Below are 23,678 nucleotides of genomic sequence, written 5' to 3'. Positions count from 1 at the left end.
TGTCTCATTTCTTCAAAATAAGAGCGGCAGCTTGTGGCTACTGCTCTGGTTATAGCCATGACGCGGGTTGAAGCCCGCGCCACAGCCTCTACGGTACAGCGGTTACAGCAGCTGAATCACACGCCGCTCGAAAGCAGCATGTTACGGATGTGACCGATGGCCTTAGTCGGGTTCAGGCCTTTCGGACATACGTTGACGCAGTTCATGATGCCCCGGCAGCGGAAAACGCTGAACGGGTCATCGAGCGAAGCCAGACGCTCGTTGGTCTTGGTGTCACGGCTGTCTGCCAGGAAGCGGTACGCTTGCAGCAGTGCAGCTGGACCCAGGAACTTGTCCGGGTTCCACCAGAAGGACGGGCAAGAGGTCGAGCAGCAAGCGCACAGGATGCACTCGTACAGACCGTCGAGTTTTTCACGCTCTTCTGGCGACTGCAGACGCTCGATGGCCGGAGCCGGCGTGTCGTTCTGCAGGTAAGGCTTCACCTTCTCGTATTGCTTGTAGAAGATGCTCATATCGACGACCAGGTCACGGATAACCGGCAAACCTGGCAGCGGACGAACGATCAGCTTGTTACCTTTTACAACGGCGGACAGCGGCGTGATGCACGCCAGACCGTTTTTACCGTTGATGTTCATGCCGTCGGAGCCGCAGACGCCTTCACGGCAAGAGCGACGATAGGAGAAACCCTCGTCCTGCTCTTTGATCAGGGCCAGCACGTCCAGCACCATCAGGTCTTTACCACCGGTATCGACCTGGAATTCCTGCATGAACGGCGCAGCGTCCTGATCAGGGTTGTAGCGATAAACACTGACATTCAACATGGCGGTCACCCTTAATAAGTCCGGACTTTAGGTTCGAAAGTCGGAACAGTCTTCGGCGAGAAGTTCACGGCACGCTTGGTGACGCGCTTGTCACCCGGGAAGTACAGGGTGTGGCACAGCCAGTTTTCGTCATCACGATCTTCAAAGTCTTCACGGGCGTGAGCACCGCGGGACTCTTTACGTACTTCGGCCGCGATGGCGGTAGCTTCAGCCACTTCCAGCAGGTTTTGCAGTTCCAGCGCTTCGATACGTGCAGTGTTGAACGCCTGCGACTTATCGTTGATCTTCACGTTGGCGATACGCTTGCGCAGATCGGCCAGCTGAGCGATACCCTTCTGCATGTATTCGCCAGTACGGAATACACCGAAGTAGTTCTGCATGCAGCTCTGCAGCTCGCGACGCAGGGTAGCGACGTCTTCGCCGTCAGTACGGTTGTTCAGTGCGTTCAGGCGCGACAGGGCAGCTTCGATGTCGGCTTCGGTAGCGTCGTCGTATTCGATGCCGTCGGTCAGGGCTTTTTCCAGGTGCAGGCCGGCAGCGCGGCCGAATACCACCAGGTCGAGCAGCGAGTTGCCGCCCAGACGGTTGGCACCGTGAACCGATACGCAAGCCACTTCACCTACCGCGAACAGACCAGGAATGATCTGATCCACGCCATCGGCGTTCTGGGTGATCGCCTGGCCATGGATGTTGGTGGCAACGCCGCCCATCATATAGTGGCAAGTCGGAACAACCGGAACCGGCGCAACAACCGGGTCAACGTGGGCGAAAGTCTTCGACAGTTCGCAGATGCCTGGCAGACGGCTGTGCAGCACTTCCTCGCCCAAGTGGTCGAGTTTGAGCATCACGTGGTCGCCATTCGGACCGCAACCGTTGCCGGCGATGATTTCTTTAACCATCGAGCGAGCAACCACGTCACGACCGGCAAGGTCTTTGGCGTTCGGAGCATAACGCTCCATGAAACGCTCGCCGTGCTTGTTGATCAGGTAACCACCTTCACCACGGCAACCTTCTGTAACCAGTACACCGGCACCGGCGATGCCGGTCGGGTGGAACTGCCACATTTCGATGTCTTGTACCGGTACGCCAGCACGCAGAGCCATGCCGACGCCGTCACCGGTGTTGATCAGGGCGTTGGTGGTGGAAGCGTAGATACGACCTGCACCGCCGGTAGCCAATACGGTGGCTTTGGCGCGGATGTAGGAAGTTTCGCCAGTTTCGATGCAGATCGCGATCACACCGACGAAATCGCCTTCCTGGTTCTTCACCAGGTCGACAGCGTAGTACTCGTTCAGGAACGTGGTACCCGCTTTCAGGTTGCCCTGATAAAGGGTGTGCAGCAGGGCGTGACCGGTACGGTCGGAAGCCGCGCAAGTACGCGCAGCCTGGCCGCCTTTACCGTAGTCCTTGGACTGACCACCGAACGGACGCTGGTAGATACGGCCTTGTTCGGTACGCGAGAACGGCAGACCCATGTGGTCCAGCTCGAAAACCGCGGCCGGGCCTTCCTGACACATGTATTCGATAGCGTCCTGGTCACCGATGTAGTCGGAGCCCTTGACGGTATCGTACATGTGCCAGCGCCAGTCATCGTTCGGGTCAGCAGACGCGATCGCGCACGTGATGCCGCCTTGAGCGGATACAGTGTGCGAACGGGTCGGGAAAACCTTGGTGATCACGGCAGTCTTGTGACCACCCTGCGCCAGTTGCAGCGCAGCGCGCATGCCGGCACCGCCACCACCAATAATGATGGCGTCGAAAGAAATCGTTGGAATGTTAGCCATGACTCAGATACCCCAGAGAATCTGCACACCCCAGACGAAGTAAGCGAACATCGCAACGCCGCATACTGCCTGGAAAAGGAAACGTATCGCCGTTGCGGACTTGCCGAACGCCATCGGCGTCAGGTAGTCAGTCGCGATGGTCCACATGCCGACCCAGGCGTGAGCGCCCAGAGCAACAAGGGCCAGGAGGCTGAAAATACGCATCCCGTTGTGGGCGAACAGTTCATGCCACTGGGCATACTCGAGGCCAGGGTGGGCCACGACGTATCCGATCAGAAAGATGAAGTAAGCCGCGAGAACGACCGCAGACACACGTTGCGCCATCCAGTCATAGAGGCCCGAACGCGACAGGTTCGTGACGTTAGTTACCATATCCAAACTCCTGCCAGAACGATTACCACCACGGAAACGGCGATAACGATTTTCGAGCCCAGTTTGCCGCCTTCCAGCGTCTCACCGATGCCCATGTCCATGATCAAATGGCGCACACCGGCTACCAGGTGATACAGCAGAGCGGACAGGATGCCCCAAATCACTAGCTTGGCTAGCGGACTGGTCAGACACGCTTTCACCTGACCGAAGCCTTCCTCGGAGCTGAGCGACTTGTCCAATGCATAAAGCATGATGGCAAGGCACACAAAGAGGATGACACCGGAGATACGGTGAAGAATGGACGTGTAAGCAGTGACTGGGAGTTTGATGGTCCTTAGGTCTAGGTTTACAGGTCGTTGGCTTTTCACGGCTTTTTTTTCACACTGAAGAGCCCCTAACAATCAGGGCAAAGTTGTTGGGGAGTGCACTGGTCAGGTAACCACCACCCAGGGATGCGACCCCCAATGAAAGCAAGCCCAAAAGCCCTTGGCGGTCGGTGGCCGAGTATAGACAGTTAGGCTACTAATGACAACGCAATCACCTACCCCAAATAGCTGATTGCACAAGTCGTATAAAAGGCGTAAATGGCAGTCAATTTCGAGGAAAAAGTGCGCTTAAAGCCTTCTGGAGCAAGACTTTAGGCAAATTGACATTCGAATTTATCTCACTATAGTGGTGCGGGCCCTGCGTGGGGGGTCTGTCTGATGGTTCAAGCATAAATAGGAGGCCACATGGCTGACAAAAAAGCGCAGTTGATCATCGAGGGCGCAGCCCCCGTCGAGCTGCCCATTTTAACCGGCACCGTTGGTCCCGATGTAATCGATGTTCGGGGCCTGACGGCCACGGGCCGCTTCACTTTCGACCCAGGCTTCATGTCGACCGCCTCGTGCGAGTCGAAGATCACCTATATCGACGGCGACAACGGCATTCTGTTGCACCGCGGCTACCCGATCGAACAACTGGCTGAAAAGTCGGACTACCTGGAAACCTGCTACCTGCTGCTCAACGGCGAACTGCCGACTGCAGAACAGAAGGCCCAGTTCGTCAGCACCGTGAAAAACCACACGATGGTTCACGAGCAGTTGAAAACCTTCTTCAACGGTTTCCGTCGCGACGCCCACCCGATGGCCGTCATGTGCGGTGTAGTCGGCGCCCTCTCGGCCTTCTACCACGACTCCCTGGACATCAATAACCCGCAGCATCGCGAAATCTCCGCGATCCGTCTGGTTGCCAAGATGCCGACCCTGGCAGCGATGGTTTACAAGTACTCCATGGGCCAACCCATGATGTACCCGCGCAACGACCTGACGTACGCGGAAAACTTCCTGCACATGATGTTCAACACCCCGTGCGAGATCAAACCGATCAGCCCGGTGCTCGCCAAGGCCATGGACCGGATCTTCATCCTCCACGCCGACCACGAGCAGAACGCCTCGACTTCCACCGTGCGTCTGGCCGGCTCCTCGGGTGCCAACCCGTTCGCCTGTATCGCCGCCGGTATCGCCGCACTGTGGGGCCCTGCCCACGGCGGTGCGAACGAAGCCGTATTGACCATGCTTGACGAGATTGGCGATGTTTCGAACATCGACAAGTTCATCGCCAAGGCCAAGGACAAGAACGATCCGTTCAAACTGATGGGCTTCGGTCACCGCGTTTACAAGAACCGCGACCCTCGCGCGACTGTGATGAAGCAGACCTGCGACGAAGTACTGAAGGAACTGGGCATCAACAACGATCCGCAACTCGAACTGGCCATGCGCCTGGAAGAGATCGCGCTGACCGACCCGTACTTCATCGAACGCTCGCTGTACCCGAACGTCGACTTCTACTCGGGGATTATCCTCAAGGCGATCGGCATTCCAACCAGCATGTTCACCGTGATTTTCGCGCTGGCACGTACTGTTGGCTGGATTTCGCACTGGAAAGAGATGCTCTCCAGCCCGTACAAGATTGGCCGTCCGCGCCAGTTGTACACCGGCTACGAGTCGCGTGATATTTCCAAGCTGGAAGACCGCAAATAAGACCTGTCTTGCGATAACGTCTTAAGTTGTACCGGGAACGGCCTCTATTTATATAGGGGCCGTTTTTGTTTGTCTGGGGTTTGGGGTTTTGGGATTGGGATTGGGATTGGGGGCATATCCGTTTCTTCGGGTGCTGCCGCTGGCGGTTTCGCTCTTACAGCGAGTCCCTTTTTCAAACGCCAAAAAGGAACCAAAAGGCTTTGCCCCTGGCGTACGGCACTTCGCTGAGGCTCAGTGTTCCCTCGCTACGGTGTCCATCCGGGGGCATCGCCTACGGTTTGCTTCGCTGCACCTCCTCTCGATGTATGCGGCTTCGCCGCACGGCGCTGCGCGCCTACCCCCGGATGAACACCTTCGCTCGGCCTGCCGATGGGGCAAAAGATCAAAAGCCAAAGCCAAAGCCAAAGCAAGATCAAAAGCCAGATCAAGAGCCCCTCACCCTAGCCCTCTCCCGGAGGGAGAGGGGACTGATTGAGGTGTTTGGGAGAGCTACGCCGACGTGCGATACCGCGTTGAACTCAGATTCTGAAAAGCTCACAAATCGGCTCCCTCTCCCTCGGGAGAGGGCTGGGGTGAGGGGCAGCCCCACCACAGAATCAAAGCCCAGCACGCTGTGCTCCTCACCACTCAACAGGATGAGCGTTAGCTCGGCTGCAGCTCTTGATCTGTAAGGCGACGTCGGAAGGCTGAGTGGAGGGATTGATCCGGGGGTGGGAGCGCAGCGACCGTTTGGCGAAGCCAAACACAGCGAGAGGAGGTGCAGCGAAGCAAACCGTAGGCGCTGCGCCCGGATCGATCCCGGAGCGAAGGAACCCCGAGCCCCAGCGAGCGGGCCGCACGTAGGAGCAAGCCTTTTTGGTTACTTTTTCGGCGTCTGGAAAAAGTGACCCGCCGTAAGGGCGGAACCCTAAGCCGCCGTTACCGCAGCAACGGATATGTACACAGCTCTAGCCGATAACCGCCCAATAAAAATGCCCCGATCTCTCAACCGGGGCATTCAGCACAACATTTACAAAACCATCAAACCATCAATGCGAAACCGCCCCACTCGCCCCCAACCCAGTCTGCGAACGCACAAACTGCGGGAAGAACAGCGCCCGCTCGTTATCCGCAGCCGCCGACTTGTCAGTAATCGAGAAGAACCAGATCCCGACAAAAGCAATGATCATCGAAAACAGCGCCGGATACTCGTAAGGGAAGATCGCCTTCTCATGATGCAGAATCTGCACCCAGATGGTCGGGCCGAGGATCATCAGACCCACCGCACTCACCAGCCCCAACCAGCCGCCAATCATCGCACCACGAGTGGTCAGCTTCTTCCAGTACATCGAAAGCAGCAGCACCGGGAAGTTACAGCTCGCCGCGATGGAGAACGCCAAGCCCACCATGAACGCAATGTTCTGGCTTTCGAACAGAATGCCCAAGCCAATCGCCAACACTGCCAAGGCAATGGTGGTGATCTTCGAGACACGAATCTCGTCCTTCTCGTTCGCCTTGCCCTTCTTGATCACACTGGCATACAGGTCGTGAGACACAGCCGAAGCACCGGCCAGAGTCAGACCGGCCACAACCGCCAGAATGGTCGCGAACGCCACCGCCGAGATAAAGCCGAGGAAGATACTGCCACCGACCGCGTTGGCCAAGTGCACCGCCGCCATGTTGTTGCCGCCCAACAGCGCGCCAGCCGCATCTTTGAAGGCCGGGTTAGTGCTGACCAGCAGGATCGCGCCGAAGCCGATGATAAAGGTCAGGATGTAGAAGTAGCCAATGAAGCCAGTGGCGTAGAGCACACTCTTGCGGGCTTCTTTTGCGTCACTCACGGTGAAGAAGCGCATCAGAATGTGTGGCAGGCCAGCCGTACCGAACATCAGCGCCAGACCCAGCGAGAAGGCCGAAATCGGATCTTTGACCAGACCGCCCGGACTCATGATCGCTTCACCTTTGGCGTGAACCTTGATCGCTTCGGAGAACAGCGTGTTGAAGTCGAAGCCTACGTGCTTCATTACCATCAGCGCCATGAACGAGGCACCGGACAGCAACAGCACAGCCTTGATGATCTGCACCCAAGTGGTCGCCAGCATGCCGCCGAACAGCACGTACATGCACATCAGCACACCGACCAGAATCACCGCAACGTGGTAGTCCAGGCCGAACAACAGCTGGATCAATTTGCCGGCACCGACCATTTGCGCGATCAGGTAGAACGCCACCACCACCAGCGAACCGCAGGCCGACAGGGTGCGGATCTGGGTTTGCCCGAGGCGGTAGGACGCCACGTCGGCAAAGGTGTATTTACCCAGGTTACGCAGGCGCTCGGCGATCAGGAACAGAATGATCGGCCAGCCCACCAGGAAGCCGATCGAGTAGATCAGGCCATCGTAGCCGGAGGTAAACACCAGCGCGGAAATGCCCAGAAAGGACGCCGCGGACATGTAGTCACCGGCGATCGCCAGACCATTCTGGAAACCGGTGATCTTGCCGCCCGCTGCATAGTAGTCGGCCGCCGAGTTGTTTTTCTTCGAGGCCCAGTAGGTGATGTAGAGCGTCGCACCGACGAACGCCACGAACATCAGGATCGCGGGAATGTTCAGCGGCTGTTTGGCCACCTCCCCCGTCAACGCGTCAGCCGCCCAGACACCCGGCGCGAAAGCCGCAACACTCAATAAAGCCAGTAGACGCCGGATCATTGCTGAGCCTCCTTGAGAATCGCATTGTTCAGGTCGTCGAACTCGCCATTGGCGCGGCGCACGTAGATAGCGGTGAGGATGAATGCAGAAAGAATGAGTCCGACACCGATTGGAATTCCCCAGGTAATCGAGGATTCCGGACTGAGTTTCGCGCCCAGAATATGCGGCCCGTAAGCGATCAGAAGAATGAAGCCAGAGTAAAGCCCGAGCATGATCGCCGAGAGTATCCAGGCGAACTTTTCCCTTTTTCGCACCAGCTCCTTGAATCGGGGACTGTTTTGAATCGAGAGGTAAATGCTGTCGTTCATTGTTTTTATCCTCGCAGCACAGATTATTGTTGGAACATAGCTAATGTATGCGGCTGCGGGAGCGGTAACAGACGACCTTAGTAGTAGAACGCCATGACACTTTTGCCAATTTCCGGTACGCCACAAAACAACTGTAGGAGTGAGCCTGCTCGCGATGGCGTTTTATCAGTCGATATTTTCATCAGCTGACGGGACGCTATCGCGAGCAGGCTCACTCCTACACGGGTATGGCGGGGTGGCGGTTATTTGGTCCAGTCAGCCACGCGATCCGGGTGCTTGGCGACCCAATCCTTGGCCGCTGCGTCAGGCTTGGCACCGTCCTGAATCGCCAGCATGACTTCGCCGATTTCGTCTTTCGACGCCCACTGGAAGTTCTTCAGGAACTTGGCCACTTCCGGCGCTTTGGTCGCGAGTTCTTTGCTGCCGATGCTGTTTACGGTTTCAGCTGCGCCGTACACGCCTTTCGGGTCATCGAGGAAGCGCAGTTTCCACTTGGCGAACATCCAGTGCGGCACCCAACCCGTGACGGCGATGGATTCGTTTTTCTTCTCGGCACGGGTCAGCTCGGCAATCATGCCGGCGCCGGAACTGGCCTTGAGGGAATACTTGTCGAGGCCGTAATCCTTGATCGCCTGATCAGTCTTGAGCATCACGCCCGAACCGGCGTCGATGCCGACGATGCGATTCTTGAAGGTGTCGTCGGTTTTCAGGTCTTCGATCGACTTGGCTTTCACATACTCCGGCACGATCAAGCCGATTTTCGCATCCTTGAAGTTCGGACCGTAATCGACGACCTGATCCTTGTTTTTTGTCCAGTATTCACCGTGGGTCACTGGCAGCCAGGCCGAAAGCATGGCGTCGAGTTTGCCGGTGGCCACGCCCTGCCACATGATCCCGGTGGCGACGGCTTGCAGCTTCACGTCGTAGCCGAGTTTCTGTTTGATGACTTCGGCCGCCACGTGGGTGGTCGCGACGCTGTCGGACCAACCGTCAACGTAACCGATGTTCAGGGTCTGTTTTTCTGCGCTGGCGAAAGTGGAACTCATCGCAAGCACCAGAGCGGCACCTGCGCCTAAAAGTCGTCGCATCTTCATCGTTACTTCCCCGAAATGCTGCGCCCGACGGATGCCGGGCATCGTCAACGTATTGTTATGGTGCACAGCGCCCCCATCACGCCTGACCGCAAACCAACTCGAACATCAGCGGAGTACTGATGCCCTGATCATCAACCTGACGCCGCAGGCGACCTGCTCTGTCAGCGACCTCAAGGCAACGAGAAACGACATCAGAAGGCCATTAATCGCGACTATATAAATGACGCCAAATAATCCGCCCGAACTTTGCATGTGCAAATCATGCAGGTCACCAACCCCTCTATAAATGCAGGTAACATGCCTCGCTTTGCAGCCACTCGGCCTGACCATGTCCGCGACTTCCCGTTTCCCCGCTCTGCCTTATCTCTTCGCCTGCCTGCTCGGGCTGTTTGCCCTCGGTGGCTTCTGGTACGGCCTCGGCCAACCGGTGATTCTGCCGGATGCGGCGACGCCGACGCATAAATTGCAGTGCGCCTCCTATACCCCGTTCGATAAAGACCAATCGCCGTTCGACGTGCCGTTCAAACTGCGCCCGGAGCGCATGGACGCCGATCTCGCATTGCTGGCGACACGCTTTGAGTGCATACGCACTTACTCGATGACAGGCCTGGAAGCGCTGCCGGATCTGGCGCGCAAACACGGCTTGAAATTGATGATCGGCGCGTGGGTCAACAGCAACCCGGTGGACACCGAAAAGGAAGTCGACCTGCTGATCAAATCGGCCAACGCCAACGCGGATGTGGTCAGCGCGGTGATCGTCGGCAACGAGGCGCTGCTGCGCAAGGAAGTCACCGGCGCGCAACTGGCCCGATTGATCAACAAGGTCAAAAGTCAGGTGAAGCAACCGGTCACTTACGCCGATGTCTGGGAGTTCTGGCTCAAGCATCCTGAAGTCGCGCCAGCGGTGGACTTTCTGACTATTCATTTGCTGCCGTACTGGGAAGATGATCCGTCGAACATCGACGTCGCCCTGCAGCATGTGGCGGATGTGCGCCAGGTGTTCGGTAATAAATTCGCGCCGAAAGACGTGATGATCGGCGAAACCGGCTGGCCAAGCGAAGGCCGCCAGCGTGAGACCGCCCTGCCGAGTCGGGTCAACGAGGCCAAATTCATTCGTGGTTTTGTCGCGATGGCCGAGAAGGAAGGCTGGCATTACAACCTGATCGAAGCCTTCGACCAGCCGTGGAAGCGCGGCAGTGAAGGCGCAGTCGGTGGCTATTGGGGCTTGTTCGATGCCGACCGTCAGGACAAGGGCGTGCTGGCAGGGCCGGTGACCAACGTCCCCTATTGGAAGGAATGGCTGGCGGTCGGTGGTTTGATTTTTCTTGGCACGCTGATTCTTGGCGGTCGCGTTCGCACCACGCGTTCGGCGCTGGTGTTGCCGCTGCTGGGCGCACTCGCCGCTTGCTCGATTGGCGCCTGGGGTGATCTGGCACGGGTAACCACGCGGTTTGCCAGTGAGTGGCTGTGGGTCGGCTTGTTGACGGCGCTAAATCTGTTGGTATTGGCACACGCGGCGTTGACGCTGAGCGCCCGTACTGGCTGGCGTGAGCGGGCGTTCAATCTGCTGGAGCGCCGCGCAGGATGGCTGGTCGCGGCGGCAGGTTTTGCCGCAGCCGTGATGATGCTGGAGATGGTCTTCGATCCGCGTTATCGCAGCTTTGCGAGCATGGCGTTTGTGCTGCCAGCGCTGGTTTATCTGTGCCGGCCGGTCAGCGTGCCGCGTCGGGAGATTGCGTTGCTGACGTTTATTGTCGGCGCGGGAATTGCGCCGCAGCTGTATCAGGAAGGGTTGCAGAATCAGCAGGCGTGGGGTTGGGCGTTGGTGAGTGTGTTGATGGTGGCTGCTTTGTGGCGCTGCCTGCGTGTTCGCAAGGACTGATCAAAAGCAAGATCAAAAGATCGCAGCCTTCGGCAGCTCCTACAAGGTGTACGCCATCTCAATGTAGGAGCTGCCGCAGGCTGCGATCTTTTCCATCAGGCAGTACGAGACTCGCGGACCAACCGCAACCCGGCAATCACCAACGCAAACACCGCAAACGTGGTGTTGTACAACGCCAGTGCCGGCACTCCGACCGCCAGCGCCAGCACCGCCAGCCACCACCCTGCCCGCCCCGGCAATACAAACCCGATCAACGCCGCGCCCAGCGCCGTCCAGCCCAACACCTTGAAATGAATCATCAAGCCCAGGTTCGACCGCACCTGACATTCCCAGCGGCTGGCCTCGTCGACGCAGATGCCCACCCACTTTCCGTCTTCCATAAAGCCATAACGCGCGCCATAACTGGCGGCCAGCCACAACGGCAACAGAACGAGCAGCAAAATCACGGGCAAACGGCGGGACATGAAACACTCCAATCTTCGGAAATCGGCGGCCAGCTTAATCTGCCGCCAGCCGTGTGCAAGAACTAACAACTGTTAACTATTCATTCAGGGCGTGCAAAGTGTATCGTCCAGCTACTATTACTCCGAATTCTGCCTGTTTGGTGCCGCAGCATGGCACTTTGGCGCAACCCCGGTGGTCATAGCCTGCGAACTTCATTCGGCACCTTCCTCTAAGGGATCTAGTCATGCTCCGTTCCTTGCGCTTCGCCGCGCTGTTCAGCGGCCTTATTTTGAGTGCGTCCGCACTGGCGGTGGATATCGATGCCGCCAGTTATGGCTACCCCCTGACCAACCCGTTCGAGGCGACCATCGCCACGACGCCGCCGGACTTGCGCCCGGAATTGCCGCTGGACGACGACATCAATCAGTCGGACCGCAGCCTGACGTTGCGCCCGGAGCGAGAGTTCATCCTGCCAGACAACTTCTGGGCGGTGAAAAAACTCACCTATCGCATCGCCACCCAGGACAAACCGGCACCGCTGATCTTCCTGATCGCCGGCACCGGCGCGCGTTATGACAGCACCCTCAACGAATACCTGAAAAAGCTCTACTACAAGGCCGGCTATCACGTTGTGCAGCTGTCTTCGCCAACCAGTTTCGACTTCATCAGCGCCGCCTCCCGCTTCGCCACCCCAGGCGTGACCAAGGAAGACGCTGAGGACATGTACCGGGTGATGCAGGCTGTGCGCGCGCAGAACCCGAAACTGCCGGTGACCGAGTATTACCTGACCGGTTACAGCCTCGGCGCCCTTGATGCCGCCTTCGTAGCGCATCTGGACGAGACGCGCCGCAGCTTCAACTTCAAGAAAGTCCTGCTGCTCAATCCGCCGGTCAACCTCTACACCTCGGTGACCAACCTCGACAAGTTGGTGCAAACCGAGGTGAAAGGCATCAACACCAGCACCACGTTCTATGAACTGGTGCTGTCGAAGCTGACCCGCTACTTCCAGCAGAAAGGCTACATCGACCTCAACGATGCACTGCTTTACGACTTCCAGCAGTCCAAGCAGCACCTGACCAACGAACAGATGGCGATGTTGATTGGCACCTCGTTCCGCTTCTCGGCGGCCGACATTGCCTTCACCTCGGATCTGATCAACCGCCGCGGCCTGATCACTCCGCCGAAATTCCCGATCACCGAAGGCACCAGCCTCACGCCGTTCCTCAAGCGTGCGCTGCAGTGCGACTTCGACTGCTACCTGACCGAACAGGTGATCCCGATGTGGCGTGCGCGCACGGACGGCGGCAGCCTGCTGCAACTGATCGATCAGGTCAGTCTGTATGCGCTGAAGGATTACCTGCATGACAGCCCGAAAATCGCCGTGATGCACAACGCCGACGACGTAATCCTGGGCCCGGGCGACCTCGGTTTCCTGCGTAAAACATTCGGTGATCGCCTGACCGTTTATCCACTGGGCGGCCATTGCGGCAACCTTAACTACCGCGTCAACAGCGACGCCATGCTGGAGTTCTTCCGTGGCTAAATATCTCCTGCTGATGGCAGCGCTCCTCTGCGCAGGCGTGGCCCAGGCCGACAACAGTAAAGCCAACGCGCCGGTCGTCGTCGACAGCGACGGCTTCAAAGAGCCGCTGTCCAAACTCAAGTTCAACCCGGGGCTGGATCAGCGCGAGTTCGAGCGTTCGACGCTCAACGCGCTGAACGTCTACGACCCGCTGGAGTCGTGGAACCGCCGGGTTTACCACTTCAACTACCGCTTCGACCAATGGGTGTTCCTGCCGGTGGTCGATGGCTATCGCTACATCACGCCGAGTTTTGTGCGTACCGGGGTAAGCAACTTCTTCAACAACCTCGGTGACGTGCCGAACCTGGTCAACAGCCTGTTGCAGTTCAAAGGTCAGCGCTCGATGGAAACCACCGCGCGCCTGCTGCTCAACACCACCATCGGCATTGCCGGCCTTTGGGACCCAGCGACCGCCATGGGCCTGCCGCGCCAGAGCGAAGACTTCGGCCAGACCCTGGGCTTCTACGGTGTACCGGGCGGCGCCTACTTCGTGCTGCCAATCCTCGGCCCGTCGAACATCCGCGACACCGCCGGTCTTGCTGTGGATTACACCGCCGAATCAGCGATCAACTTCCTCAACGTCTCGGAAGTCAGCTCCAACCACCCGGAAATCTGGGCCCTGCGCGCGGTCGACAAGCGCTACCAGACCAGCTTCCGCTACGGCCAGATGAACTCGCCGTTCGAGTACGAGAAGGTGCGTTACGTGTATACCGAGGCGCGTAAGTTGCAGATCGCCGAGTAAAAACGGCAGGCACAAAAAAGGGCCATTCAATGAAAATTGAATGGCCCTTTTTATTGGCACAACACAAATCAACTGTAGGAGTGAGCCTGCTCGCGATAGCGGTGTACCAGCCACCATTTGCAGTGCTGACACACCGCTATCGCGAGCAGGCTCACTCCTACAAAGGGTTTTGTGTTGAATGTCAGTTTTTCAGGGCTTTCCAGATTTTGCCGACAACGGAAACCACCGCCAACACCACAGCACCAGCGATGATCCCCGCCACACCATTGAGCAACATCGGCACCGCAAACCCGACACTGCCGGCCGCCGCGCCAACGCCTTCAATCCAGTGATGCAGCACCGGCACGCCATGGGTGAGAATGCCGCCACCGACCAGGAACATCGCCGCCGTGCCGACCACCGACAGGGTTTTCATCATGTACGGCGCGGCACTGAGAATGGCGCTGCCGATTTTCTTCGCCAACTGCCCAGGCTTTTGCGTCAGCCACAAGCCGAGGTCGTCGAGTTTGACGATGCCCGCCACCAGTCCATACACGCCCACCGTCATCACAATCGCAATGCCGGACATGACAATCACTTGCTGAGTCAGCGAGGCAGTTGCCACGGTGCCCAGAGTGATCGCGATAATCTCTGCCGAGAGAATGAAGTCGGTGCGAATCGCGCCTTTGATCTTGTCCTTCTCGTACGCCACCAGATCGGTCGCCGGATCCGCTACCGCCTCAGTCAGTTGCGCATGTTCGGCTTCATCTTCAGCCGCGCTGTGCAAAAACTTGTGCGCGAGCTTCTCGAAGCCCTCGAAACACAAGTACGCACCACCGACCATCAACAATGGCGTGACCAACCACGGCACGAACGCACTGATCGCCAGCGCCGATGGAACCAGAATCAGTTTGTTGACGAACGAGCCCTTGGCCACGGCCCAGACTACGGGGATTTCCCGTTCGGCACGCACGCCGGAGACCTGCTGGGCGTTGAGCGCCAGATCATCGCCGAGTACGCCGGCGGTCTTCTTGGCGGCCATTTTGCTCATCAACGCCACGTCGTCCAGCACGGTGGCAATATCGTCGACCAGCACCAGCAAACTGCTTCCTGCCATGAATCCTGTTTCCTTTTATGTATGAATGTTGCGAAGCATAACGCGACCTTAGACCACGCGGGGCATTCTTGAGCGCTGCGCGAGGCCGGTGCTACCATGCGCAACCGCCAGAACAGGCAAGGAACCACCGGGTTTATGAGCACAATCCGCGAGCGCAACAAAGAACTGATCCTGCGTGCCGCCAGTGAGGAGTTTGCCGACAAAGGCTTCGCTGCGACCAAAACCAGCGACATCGCCGCCAAGGCGGGATTGCCCAAGCCCAATGTCTACTACTACTTCAAGTCCAAGGAAAACCTCTACCGCGAGGTATTGGAAAGCATCATCGTGCCGATTTTGCAGGCCTCGACTCCGTTCAATCCGGACGGCGTACCGAGCGAAGTGCTGAGCGGCTACATCCGCTCGAAGATCCGCATCTCCCGCGACCTGCCCTTCGCCTCGAAAGTATTCGCCAGCGAAATCATGCACGGCGCCCCACACCTGAGCGCCGACCTGGTCGAGCAACTCAACGGCCAGGCCAAGCACAACATCGATTGCATCCAGAGCTGGATCGACCGCGGGCAAATTGCCCCGATCGACCCTAATCATCTGATGTTCAGCATCTGGGCCGCGACCCAGACCTACGCCGACTTTGACTGGCAGATTTCTGCGGTGACCGGCAAGGACAAGCTGGACGAGGCAGATTATGAAGCGGCGGCGCAGACGATAATCCGGTTGGTGTTGAAGGGGTGTGAGCCGGACTGAAGTTTTGCGGAGACGCCATCGCTGGCAAGCCAGCTCCCACAGGTTTTTGTGTTGAATTCAGATTTAGCAACCAACACAAATCCTTGTGGGAGCTGGCTTGCCAGCGATGGAGGCAACTCCATTCAAAATTGTTAAAGCCAGACTGCATCCCACAGCGGATAGTCGCCAATCTCTTCGACGAGTCCCGCCCGTAAAGGGTTAGCTACGACATATCGCGCCATTTTCACCAGATCCTCTTCCCGCCGCAGCGCACGGTCGTGAAAACCCTGCTGCCAAAGCGGTCCTTTCCGGTGGATGGACATATTCACTTCCCGCGTAACCAGCGACTTGGTTTCGCGCATCAGTTTTTTGAGCGAACAATTTTCCAGTTCGATCAGCCAGTGAAAATGATCCGGCATAACAACCCAGGCCAGTGATTTTGCTAGTCCAAGATTTTGCGCACGACGAAACTGATGAACGACCAATCTGCCCAAAGCGAAATCGGCAAAGATCGGTTCTCGACCAAGTGTGTTGGTAGTCAGTAAATAGATTCGATTCGGCTCGGCATAGCGGCCGGCTCGCAGGCGATGTGAAGCAGGAAGATCAGGCAATCCATTGCCCCTTCATGATGAGTTCATCAAAAGGCTAGACCTCAGCGATCTATTTGGCTGGATCTGTCTTTTTTCATGATGTGTCAGTCTAGCCGCCATCGCTGGCAAGCCAGCTCCCACAGGGTTTTGTATTGGTTACAAAATCTCAATACGACAGAGAACCTTGTGGGAGCTGGCTTGCCAGCGATGACTTTCGGTCAGACGCTAATGATCAGGCAGCCACCCCCGCATCCGCCCGCAACTCCAACGCCTCCACCGCCCTGATCGCCACCTGCTCATCAATATCCGACAAATCCCCGCTGATGCCGATCGCGCCCAGCACATTCCCCGCCTGATCCCGAATCAACACACCACCCGGTGCCGGCACGACGCTGCCTTGGCCCATGCTGTTGAGTGCGGCAATAAACGCCGGGCGTTGTTGTGCATCCAGTGCCAGCAGGCGTGAGCCTTTACCCAGGGCAATCGCCCCCCAGGCTTTGCCGATGGCGATGTTCGGACGTAGCAGGCTGGCGCCGTCTTCGCGTTGCAGGGTGATCAGGTGGCCGCCGGTATCGAGTACCGCGATGGTCAGCGGCGCGGCGTTGATGCCGCGCCCTGCAGTGATGGCTTGGTTGACCAGGTTGACTGCGACTTTCAAGGTTAAAGCGCTCATGGTGCCGTCCTCATTTTGTTATAGGGAAAGTCGTGGGCCTGCGTTTTTCTGCCGCAGCCCGATGCAACAAATAGAACACAATGAGTTATTTTTTTGTATACAATAATTCTAGAAAAGCGCCACATGCGACGAAAAGCCACAGTCAGACAGGCTTCCGACGAATGAAACAGGCGCTTGAGAAAATGGATTGACCTGCGCCGTCCGCCGTGAATACACTCTGCGCAAAGCCACTTGTATACAATTACAAAACGTAAAGAGACACAAAACCATGAGCAAAATGAGAGCAATCGAAGCCGCCGTTCTGGTGATGCGCCGTGAAGGGGTTGATACCGCTTTTGGCATCCCGGGCGCTGCCATCAACCCGCTGTACTCCGCCTTGCAGAAGGTCGGTGGCATCGATCACGTCCTTGCTCGCCACGTGGAAGGCGCCTCGCACATGGCCGAGGGCTACACCCGCACCAAGGCCGGCAACATCGGCGTGTGCATCGGTACTTCCGGCCCTGCCGGTACCGACATGGTCACCGGGCTCTACAGCGCCTCGGCCGACTCGATTCCAATCCTCTGCATTACCGGCCAGGCACCCCGCGCCCGTATGCACAAGGAAGACTTCCAGGCTGTCGACATCACCAGCATCGTCAAGCCAGTCACCAAGTGGGCGACCACTGTTCTGGAACCGGGCCAAGTGCCTTACGCGTTCCAGAAAGCGTTCTTTGAAATGCGCTCCGGCCGTCCTGGCCCGGTGCTGATCGACCTGCCGTTCGACGTGCAGATGGCCGAAATCGAATTCGACATCGACGCTTACCAGCCGCTGCCATTGGCCAAACCGACCGCGACCCGCGTTCAGGTCGAGAAGGCTTTGGCTTTGCTGGATCAGGCCGAGCGTCCATTGCTGGTGGCCGGCGGCGGCATCATCAACGCCGACGCCAGCGATCTGCTGGTTGAATTCGCTGAGCTGACCGGCATCCCGGTAATCCCGACCCTGATGGGCTGGGGCACCATCCCGGACGATCACCCATTGATGGTCGGCATGGTCGGTCTGCAGACGTCGCACCGTTACGGCAACGCGACCATGCTGAAATCCGACGTGGTGTTGGGTATCGGTAACCGTTGGGCCAACCGTCACACCGGTTCGGTTGACGTTTACACCGAAGGCCGCAAGTTCATTCACGTCGACATCGAAGGCACGCAGATCGGCCGCGTGTTCACGCCGGATCTGGGCATCGTTTCCGACGCCGCTGCTGCACTGACCGTGTTCATCGAAGTGGCCCGTGAATGGCAAGCCGCCGGCAAGCTGAAAAACCGCAGTGCCTGGCTGCAAGACTGCCAGCAGCGCAAAGCCAGCCTGCATCGCAAGACCCACTTCGACAACGTGCCGGTGAAACCACAGCGCGTTTACGAAGAAATGAACCAGGTGTTCGGCAAGGACACCTGCTACGTCAGCACCATTGGTCTGTCGCAGATTGCCGGCGCGCAGTTCCTGCACGTCTACAAGCCGCGTCACTGGATCAACTGCGGCCAGGCCGGTCCGTTGGGCTGGACCATTCCGGCAGCGCTGGGCGTGGTGAAGGCCGATCCGAGCCGGAAAGTCGTGGCCCTGTCGGGGGACTATGACTTCCAGTTCATGATCGAAGAACTGGCGGTCGGCGCTCAGTTCAAACTGCCGTACATCCACGTCGTGGTGAACAACTCGTACCTGGGTCTGATCCGTCAGGCGCAGCGCGGGTTCGAAATGGACTACTGCGTGCAGCTGTCCTTCGATAACCTGAACGCGCCGGAACTCAACGGTTACGGTGTTGACCACGTCGCAGTGGCTGAAGGCCTCGGCTGTAAAGCGCTGCGTGTATTCGAGCCCTCGGAAATCGCCCCTGCCCTGCGCAAGGCCGAACAGATGATCGAAGAGTTCAAGGTGCCAGTGATCGTCGAGATCATTCTGGAGCGTGTAACCAACATCTCCATGGGCACCGAGATCAACGCCGTCAACGAATTCGAAGACCTGGCGCTGGTCGGCAACGATGCGCCAACGGCGATTTCGCTGCTCGATTAACTGCTGACCGCTGATCGTTCCCACGCTCTGCGTGGGAACGCAGCCCGGGACGCTCTGCGTCCCAAAGCGGACGCAGAGCGTCCATTGAGGCATTCCCACGCAGAGCGTGGGAACGAGAATCTAGAACGGGAGACCACCATGCCGCGTTTCGCAGCCAACCTGTCCATGCTGTTCACCGAACAGGATTTCCTTGCCCGTTTCGACGCCGCCGCCAAGGCTGGTTTCAGCGGTGTCGAGTACCTGTTCCCGTACGACTTCAGCTCCGCTGAAATCAAGGCCAGGCTCGACGCCAACGGCCTGACCCAAGTGCTGTTCAACCTGCCGGCCGGTGACTGGGCCAAGGGCGAGCGCGGTATCGCGTGCCTGCCGGATCGGGTCGAAGAGTTCCGCGCCGGGGTCGATCTGGCGATTGCCTACGCGCAAGTGCTGGGCAACACCCAGGTCAACTGCCTGGCCGGTATTCGTCCGCAAGGCGTTGACGATGCCACGGTGGAAAAGACCTTCGTCGCCAACCTGAAATACGCCGCCGACAAGCTGCAGGCAGCGGGCATCAAACTGGTGATGGAAGCGATCAACACCCGCGACATTCCGGGTTTCTACCTGAACAACACGGCGCAAGCCCTGTCGATTCGCGAGCAGGTCGGCAGCGCCAATCTGTTCCTGCAATACGACATCTATCACATGCAAATCATGGAAGGCGATCTGGCCCGCACCCTGCAATCGCACCTGGGCGAGATCAACCATGTGCAGCTCGCGGACAACCCGGGGCGCAACGAACCAGGCACTGGTGAAATCAACTATCGGTTCCTGTTCGAACACCTCGATCGCATCGGTTATCAGGGTTGGGTGGGTTGCGAGTACAAGCCGCTGACTACCACCGAAGCAGGCCTCGGCTGGCTGAAAACCCACAACGCAATCTGACGCAGATCCCCTGTAGGAGTGAGCCTGCTCGCGATGAATTCACCTCGGTACACCTGATGTACCTCAGCGCCTGAATCGCGAGCAGGCTCACTCCTACATAAAAGCAGCTCCCTTTTTGCTTGAAGCAGCAATAAAAACAAGAGGATTTTCTCATGGCTAAAATCGGATTTATCGGCACCGGCATCATGGGCCACCCAATGGCTTCGAACCTGCAGAAAGCCGGTCACAGCCTGTTCCTGTCCGCGCACCACGACGCCGCCCCGGCCGACCTGGTCGCCGCTGGCGCCGTCGCCCTGGCCAACCCGCGCGAAGTGGCGCAGGAAGCTGAATTCATCATCGTCATGGTCCCGGATACCCCGCAGGTCGACGACGTACTGTTCCGCGCCGACGGCGTTGCCGCAGGCCTGAGCAAAGGCAAAATCGTCATCGACATGAGCTCGATCTCGCCAACCGCGACCAAGGCGTTCGCCGCCAAGATCAACGAGAAAGGCGCGCAGTACCTCGACGCACCGGTGTCCGGTGGTGAAGTCGGCGCCAAAGCTGCGACCCTGAGCATCATGATCGGTGGCGACGCCGATGCCTTCGAACGCGCGCTGCCGCTGTTCCAGGCCATGGGCAAAAACATCACCCTGGTCGGTGGCAATGGCGACGGTCAGACCGCCAAAGTCGCCAACCAGATCATCGTCGCGCTGAACATTCAGGCCGTTGCTGAAGCCCTGCTGTTCGCTTCGAAAAACGGTGCCGATCCAGCCAAGGTGCGTGAAGCACTGATGGGTGGTTTCGCCTCCTCGAAGATCCTTGAAGTGCACGGCGAGCGCATGATCAAAGGCACTTTCGATCCAGGCTTCCGCATCAGCCTGCACCAGAAGGATCTGAACCTGGCCCTGCAAGGCGCCAAAGAGCTGAACATCAACCTGCCGAACACCGCCAACGCCCAGCAAGTGTTCAGCACCTGCGCGGCCATCGGTGGCAGCAACTGGGACCACTCGGCGCTGATCAAGGGTCTGGAACACATGGCCAACTTCTCGATTCGCGACAACAAATAAGCCACTGCCCCGTCGCTCGTTCCCACGCTCTGCGTGGGAATGCAGCCCGGGACGCTCCGCGTCCCTGCCGAAGCGGACGCAGAGCGTCCATTGAGGCATTCCCACGCAGAGCGTGGGAACGATCATCAGCATTAACCAAGAACAATAAGATTGGGAGCCCGCCATGTCGGTCGATCCGCAACAACTGCTGCGCGAGCTGTTTGCCACAGCCATCGACGCGGCTCATCCGAACCAAGTCCTCGAAGCCCATTTGCCTGCTGATCGCAGCGGTCGGGTGATCGTCATCGGCGCCGGTAAAGCCGCCGCGGCGATGGCGCAAGTGGTCGAGCGCTGCTGGGAAGGTGAAGTCACAGGCCTGGTGGTGACCCGTTACGGTCACGGCGCCCCGTGCGAAAAAATCGAAGTGGTCGAAGCCGCCCACCCGGTACCGGACGCTGCCGGTCTGGCCGTGGCCAAACGCGTGCTGGAACTGGTCAGCAACCTGACCGAGGACGACCGCGTAATCTTCCTGCTCTCCGGTGGCGGCTCTGCCCTGCTGGCGTTGCCGGCCGAAGGCATCACCCTCGCCGACAAGCAATCGATCAACAAAGCCCTGCTCAAATCCGGCGCGACCATCGGCGAGATGAACTGCGTGCGCAAGCACCTCTCGGCGATCAAGGGCGGCCGCCTCGGCAAGGCCTGCTGGCCTGCCACTGTGTACACCTACGCGATTTCCGATGTACCGGGCGACCTCGCCACGGTCATCGCTTCCGGCCCGACCGTGGCCGATCCAAGCACCTCCGCCGAAGCGCTGGCGATCATCAAACGCTACGGCATCGAGATTCCGGTTTCGGTACGCACCTGGCTGCAAAGCCCTGAGTCGGAAACCGTCAAACCCGGTGATCCAAGCCTCGCGCGCAGCCACTTCCAGTTGATCGCTCGCCCTCAGCAATCGCTGGACGCTGCGGCGGTGAAATGCCGTCAGGCCGGTTTCAGCACGCTGATCCTCGGCGACCTCGAAGGCGAATCGCGCGAAGTGGCAAAGGTCCACGCCGGTATCGCCCGCCAGATCATCCATCACGGCCAGCCATTGGCGGCACCGTGCGTGATTCTCTCCGGCGGCGAAACCACCGTGACCGTGCGCGGCAATGGCCGTGGCGGACGCAACGCCGAGTTCCTCCTTAGCCTCACCGACAGCCTCAAAGGCCAGCCCGGGGTTTACGCCTTGGCCGGTGACACCGACGGCATCGACGGCTCGGAAGATAACGCCGGCGCAATCATGACCCCGGACAGCTACGCCCGTGCCGCCGCCCTCGGTTTGAGCGCCAGCGACGAGCTGGATAACAACAACGGCTACGGCTATTTCGCGGCGCTTGATGCGCTGATCGTCACCGAGCCGACCCGCACCAACGTCAACGACTTCCGCGCCATCCTGATCCTTGAGAGCTGCAAATCATGACGCCTGATAAAAAGGTCAAAATCCTCGCCACCCTCGGGCCTGCTGTCGATGGCATCGAAGACATCCGTGAACTGGTCGAAGCCGGGGTCAACATCTTCCGCCTGAACTTCAGCCACGGTGATCACGCCGACCACGCCAAGCGCTATCAGTGGATCCGCGAAGTCGAGCGCCAGCTCAACTACCCGCTGGGCATTCTGATGGACTTGCAGGGACCGAAACTGCGCGTCGGCAAGTTCGCCGACGGCAAGGTGCAGTTGCATCGTGGTCAGGCGTTCCGTCTTGATCTGGACGCAACACCGGGCGATGAACGCCGAGTGAATCTGCCGCATCCGGAGATCATTGCCGCGCTGGAAGCCGGCATGGATCTACTGCTCGACGACGGCAAACTGCGTCTGCGTGTGGTCACCAAATACGCTGACGCGATCGACACCACCGTGCTCAACGGCGGCGAGTTGTCGGATCGCAAAGGCGTCAACGTGCCGCAAGCAGTGCTCGACCTCAGCCCACTGACTGCCAAGGATCGTCGTGACTTGAGCTTCGGTCTGGAACTGGGTGTGGACTGGGTCGCGCTGTCGTTTGTGCAACGCCCGCAAGACATCATCGAAGCCCGCGCATTGATCGGCGACAAAGCCTTTTTGATGGCGAAAATCGAGAAGCCTTCGGCCGTTGAGCAACTGCGCGAAATCGCTGAACTGAGCGACGCGATCATGGTTGCCCGTGGCGATCTCGGCGTTGAAGTGCCGGCCGAAAGCGTGCCGCAGATTCAGAAGAACATCATCACCACCTGCCGCGAACTCGGCAAACCGGTGGTGGTGGCGACGCAGATGCTTGAGTCGATGCGCTTCTCCCCTGCCCCGACCCGCGCCGAAGTGACTGACGTTGCCAACGCCGTGGCCGAAGGCGCCGATGCGGTGATGCTGTCGGCGGAAACCGCGTCCGGTGAATACCCGCTCGAAGCGGTGCAGATGATGAGCAAGATCATTCGCCAGGTGGAAAACGGCCCGGATTATCAGACCCAACTCGACGTCAGCCGGCCGAAAGCTGAAGCGACCGTTTCCGATGCGATCAGCTGCGCGATTCGTCGTATCAGCAACGTGCTGCCGGTGGCGGTGCTGGTCAACTACAGCGAGTCCGGTGCGTCGAGTTTGCGTGCAGCGCGGGAACGGCCGAAAGCGCCGATCCTCAACCTGACGCCGAACCTGCAGACCGCACGGCGTTTGAGCGTGGCGTGGGGCATTCATTCGGTGGTCAACGATCGCCTGCGTCAGGTCGATGAGGTTTGCTCCACCGCGCTGGAAATCGCCCAGGCGCAGGGTATGGCCGAGCGCGGCGACACACTGCTGATCACTGCGGGGGTGCCGTTCGGGCAGCCTGGGTCGACTAACTCGCTGCGGATCGAAACATTGATTTAAC

Annotated in this window: 21 protein-coding genes; 10 read left to right on the top strand and 11 right to left on the bottom strand. The window is 58.7% G+C overall.

Annotated features, from left to right (window positions below; all coding sequences use genetic code 11):
• Positions 1-116: 116 nt before the first annotated feature.
• The 4 genes from J0G10_RS09395 to sdhC are packed head-to-tail and all read right to left on the bottom strand — an operon-like array spanning position 117 to position 3,345.
• Positions 117-821: a succinate dehydrogenase iron-sulfur subunit gene (locus J0G10_RS09395; protein WP_095050238.1), complete on the bottom strand. Its 705-nt coding sequence runs from the start codon at positions 819-821 to the stop codon at positions 117-119.
• 11 nt (positions 822-832) lie between these two features.
• Positions 833-2,605, bottom strand: a complete 1,773-nt coding sequence (sdhA, locus tag J0G10_RS09390; RefSeq protein ID WP_093439913.1) for a succinate dehydrogenase flavoprotein subunit — start codon at positions 2,603-2,605, stop codon at positions 833-835.
• 3 nt (positions 2,606-2,608) lie between these two features.
• The gene (gene sdhD, locus J0G10_RS09385) at positions 2,609-2,977 is read right to left on the bottom strand and encodes a succinate dehydrogenase, hydrophobic membrane anchor protein (protein WP_003222999.1); all 369 of its coding nucleotides are present in this window, start codon (positions 2,975-2,977) and stop codon (positions 2,609-2,611) included.
• On the bottom strand, positions 2,971-3,345 hold the full coding sequence (sdhC, locus tag J0G10_RS09380; RefSeq protein ID WP_016773673.1) for a succinate dehydrogenase, cytochrome b556 subunit: 375 nt from the start codon (positions 3,343-3,345) through the stop codon (positions 2,971-2,973). Before sdhC ends, sdhD begins: the two co-directional genes overlap by 7 nt.
• 363 nt (positions 3,346-3,708) lie before the next feature.
• Here sdhC and gltA point away from each other — a divergent pair, with 363 nt between their 5' ends.
• On the top strand, positions 3,709-4,998 hold the full coding sequence (gltA, locus tag J0G10_RS09375) for a citrate synthase (RefSeq protein WP_007919904.1): 1,290 nt from the start codon (positions 3,709-3,711) through the stop codon (positions 4,996-4,998).
• A 1,028-nt stretch (positions 4,999-6,026) separates the two neighbouring features.
• Here gltA and J0G10_RS09370 read toward each other — a convergent pair.
• From J0G10_RS09370 to J0G10_RS09360, 3 genes are all read right to left on the bottom strand, one after another.
• Positions 6,027-7,685 (bottom strand): cation acetate symporter, encoded by a 1,659-nt coding sequence (locus J0G10_RS09370; protein WP_095050218.1) that lies wholly within the window; start codon positions 7,683-7,685, stop codon positions 6,027-6,029.
• A complete protein-coding gene (locus tag J0G10_RS09365; RefSeq protein ID WP_007919908.1) occupies positions 7,682-7,993 on the bottom strand; it encodes a DUF485 domain-containing protein in 312 nt (103 codons plus the stop codon). Before J0G10_RS09365 ends, J0G10_RS09370 begins: the two co-directional genes overlap by 4 nt.
• Positions 7,994-8,235: 242 nt before the next feature.
• Positions 8,236-9,087, bottom strand: a complete 852-nt coding sequence (locus J0G10_RS09360) for a glycine betaine ABC transporter substrate-binding protein (protein WP_095050217.1) — start codon at positions 9,085-9,087, stop codon at positions 8,236-8,238.
• A gap of 286 nt (positions 9,088-9,373) precedes the next feature.
• On the opposite strand from J0G10_RS09360, the gene J0G10_RS09355 reads away from it, so the two are divergent.
• Positions 9,374-10,969 (top strand): glycoside hydrolase family 17 protein, encoded by a 1,596-nt coding sequence (locus J0G10_RS09355; protein WP_220558337.1) that lies wholly within the window; start codon positions 9,374-9,376, stop codon positions 10,967-10,969.
• A gap of 95 nt (positions 10,970-11,064) precedes the next feature.
• Here the strand turns inward: J0G10_RS09355 and J0G10_RS09350 are convergent, their stop codons facing one another.
• Positions 11,065-11,433, bottom strand: coding sequence for a hypothetical protein (locus tag J0G10_RS09350; protein ID WP_095050215.1), 369 nt, complete (start codon positions 11,431-11,433; stop codon positions 11,065-11,067).
• A 224-nt stretch (positions 11,434-11,657) separates the two neighbouring features.
• Between J0G10_RS09350 and J0G10_RS09345 the strand changes: the two genes are divergently transcribed.
• Positions 11,658-12,956, top strand: a complete 1,299-nt coding sequence (locus tag J0G10_RS09345) for a serine protein kinase PrkA (RefSeq protein ID WP_007919928.1) — start codon at positions 11,658-11,660, stop codon at positions 12,954-12,956.
• Positions 12,949-13,737, top strand: coding sequence for an MlaA family lipoprotein (locus J0G10_RS09340; protein WP_034151542.1), 789 nt, complete (start codon positions 12,949-12,951; stop codon positions 13,735-13,737). Before J0G10_RS09345 ends, J0G10_RS09340 begins: the two co-directional genes overlap by 8 nt.
• Positions 13,738-13,918: 181 nt before the next feature.
• Here J0G10_RS09340 and J0G10_RS09335 read toward each other — a convergent pair whose 3' ends face one another.
• A complete protein-coding gene (locus J0G10_RS09335; RefSeq protein ID WP_220558336.1) occupies positions 13,919-14,833 on the bottom strand; it encodes a DUF808 domain-containing protein in 915 nt (304 codons plus the stop codon).
• Positions 14,834-14,968: 135 nt separating this feature from the next.
• On the opposite strand from J0G10_RS09335, the gene J0G10_RS09330 reads away from it, so the two are divergent.
• A complete protein-coding gene (locus J0G10_RS09330; RefSeq protein WP_007919931.1) occupies positions 14,969-15,574 on the top strand; it encodes a TetR/AcrR family transcriptional regulator in 606 nt (201 codons plus the stop codon).
• 131 nt (positions 15,575-15,705) lie between these two features.
• Here J0G10_RS09330 and J0G10_RS09325 read toward each other — a convergent pair whose 3' ends face one another.
• Both J0G10_RS09325 and J0G10_RS09320 read right to left on the bottom strand, forming a co-directional pair.
• On the bottom strand, positions 15,706-16,164 hold the full coding sequence (locus J0G10_RS09325; RefSeq protein WP_095050213.1) for an REP-associated tyrosine transposase: 459 nt from the start codon (positions 16,162-16,164) through the stop codon (positions 15,706-15,708).
• 211 nt (positions 16,165-16,375) lie between these two features.
• Complete coding sequence (locus tag J0G10_RS09320) at positions 16,376-16,816, bottom strand: GlcG/HbpS family heme-binding protein (RefSeq protein ID WP_095050212.1); 441 nt, start codon at positions 16,814-16,816, stop codon at positions 16,376-16,378.
• 268 nt (positions 16,817-17,084) lie between these two features.
• On the opposite strand from J0G10_RS09320, the gene gcl reads away from it, so the two are divergent.
• The 5 genes from gcl to pyk all read left to right on the top strand — a co-directional run bounded on the left by gcl (position 17,085) and on the right by pyk (position 23,677).
• Positions 17,085-18,860, top strand: a complete 1,776-nt coding sequence (gene gcl, locus J0G10_RS09315) for a glyoxylate carboligase (RefSeq protein WP_007919935.1) — start codon at positions 17,085-17,087, stop codon at positions 18,858-18,860.
• Positions 18,861-18,998: 138 nt separating this feature from the next.
• Positions 18,999-19,781, top strand: a complete 783-nt coding sequence (gene hyi / locus J0G10_RS09310) for a hydroxypyruvate isomerase (protein ID WP_095050211.1) — start codon at positions 18,999-19,001, stop codon at positions 19,779-19,781.
• Positions 19,782-19,933: 152 nt separating this feature from the next.
• Positions 19,934-20,827 (top strand): 2-hydroxy-3-oxopropionate reductase, encoded by an 894-nt coding sequence (locus J0G10_RS09305; RefSeq protein ID WP_007919937.1) that lies wholly within the window; start codon positions 19,934-19,936, stop codon positions 20,825-20,827.
• A 163-nt stretch (positions 20,828-20,990) separates the two neighbouring features.
• Entirely contained in the window at positions 20,991-22,265 is a 1,275-nt protein-coding gene (locus tag J0G10_RS09300) for a glycerate kinase type-2 family protein (RefSeq protein ID WP_095126518.1), read from the top strand.
• Positions 22,262-23,677 (top strand): pyruvate kinase, encoded by a 1,416-nt coding sequence (gene pyk / locus J0G10_RS09295; RefSeq protein ID WP_095050209.1) that lies wholly within the window; start codon positions 22,262-22,264, stop codon positions 23,675-23,677. Before J0G10_RS09300 ends, pyk begins: the two co-directional genes overlap by 4 nt.
• Position 23,678 lies beyond the last annotated feature (1 nt).

Source organism: Pseudomonas germanica, assembly GCF_019614655.1.
GTDB classification, from domain to species: domain Bacteria; phylum Pseudomonadota; class Gammaproteobacteria; order Pseudomonadales; family Pseudomonadaceae; genus Aquipseudomonas; species Aquipseudomonas neuropathica.
The sequence above is the reverse complement of the archived record's forward strand: the minus strand, read 5'-3'. Positions and strand labels throughout refer to the sequence as shown.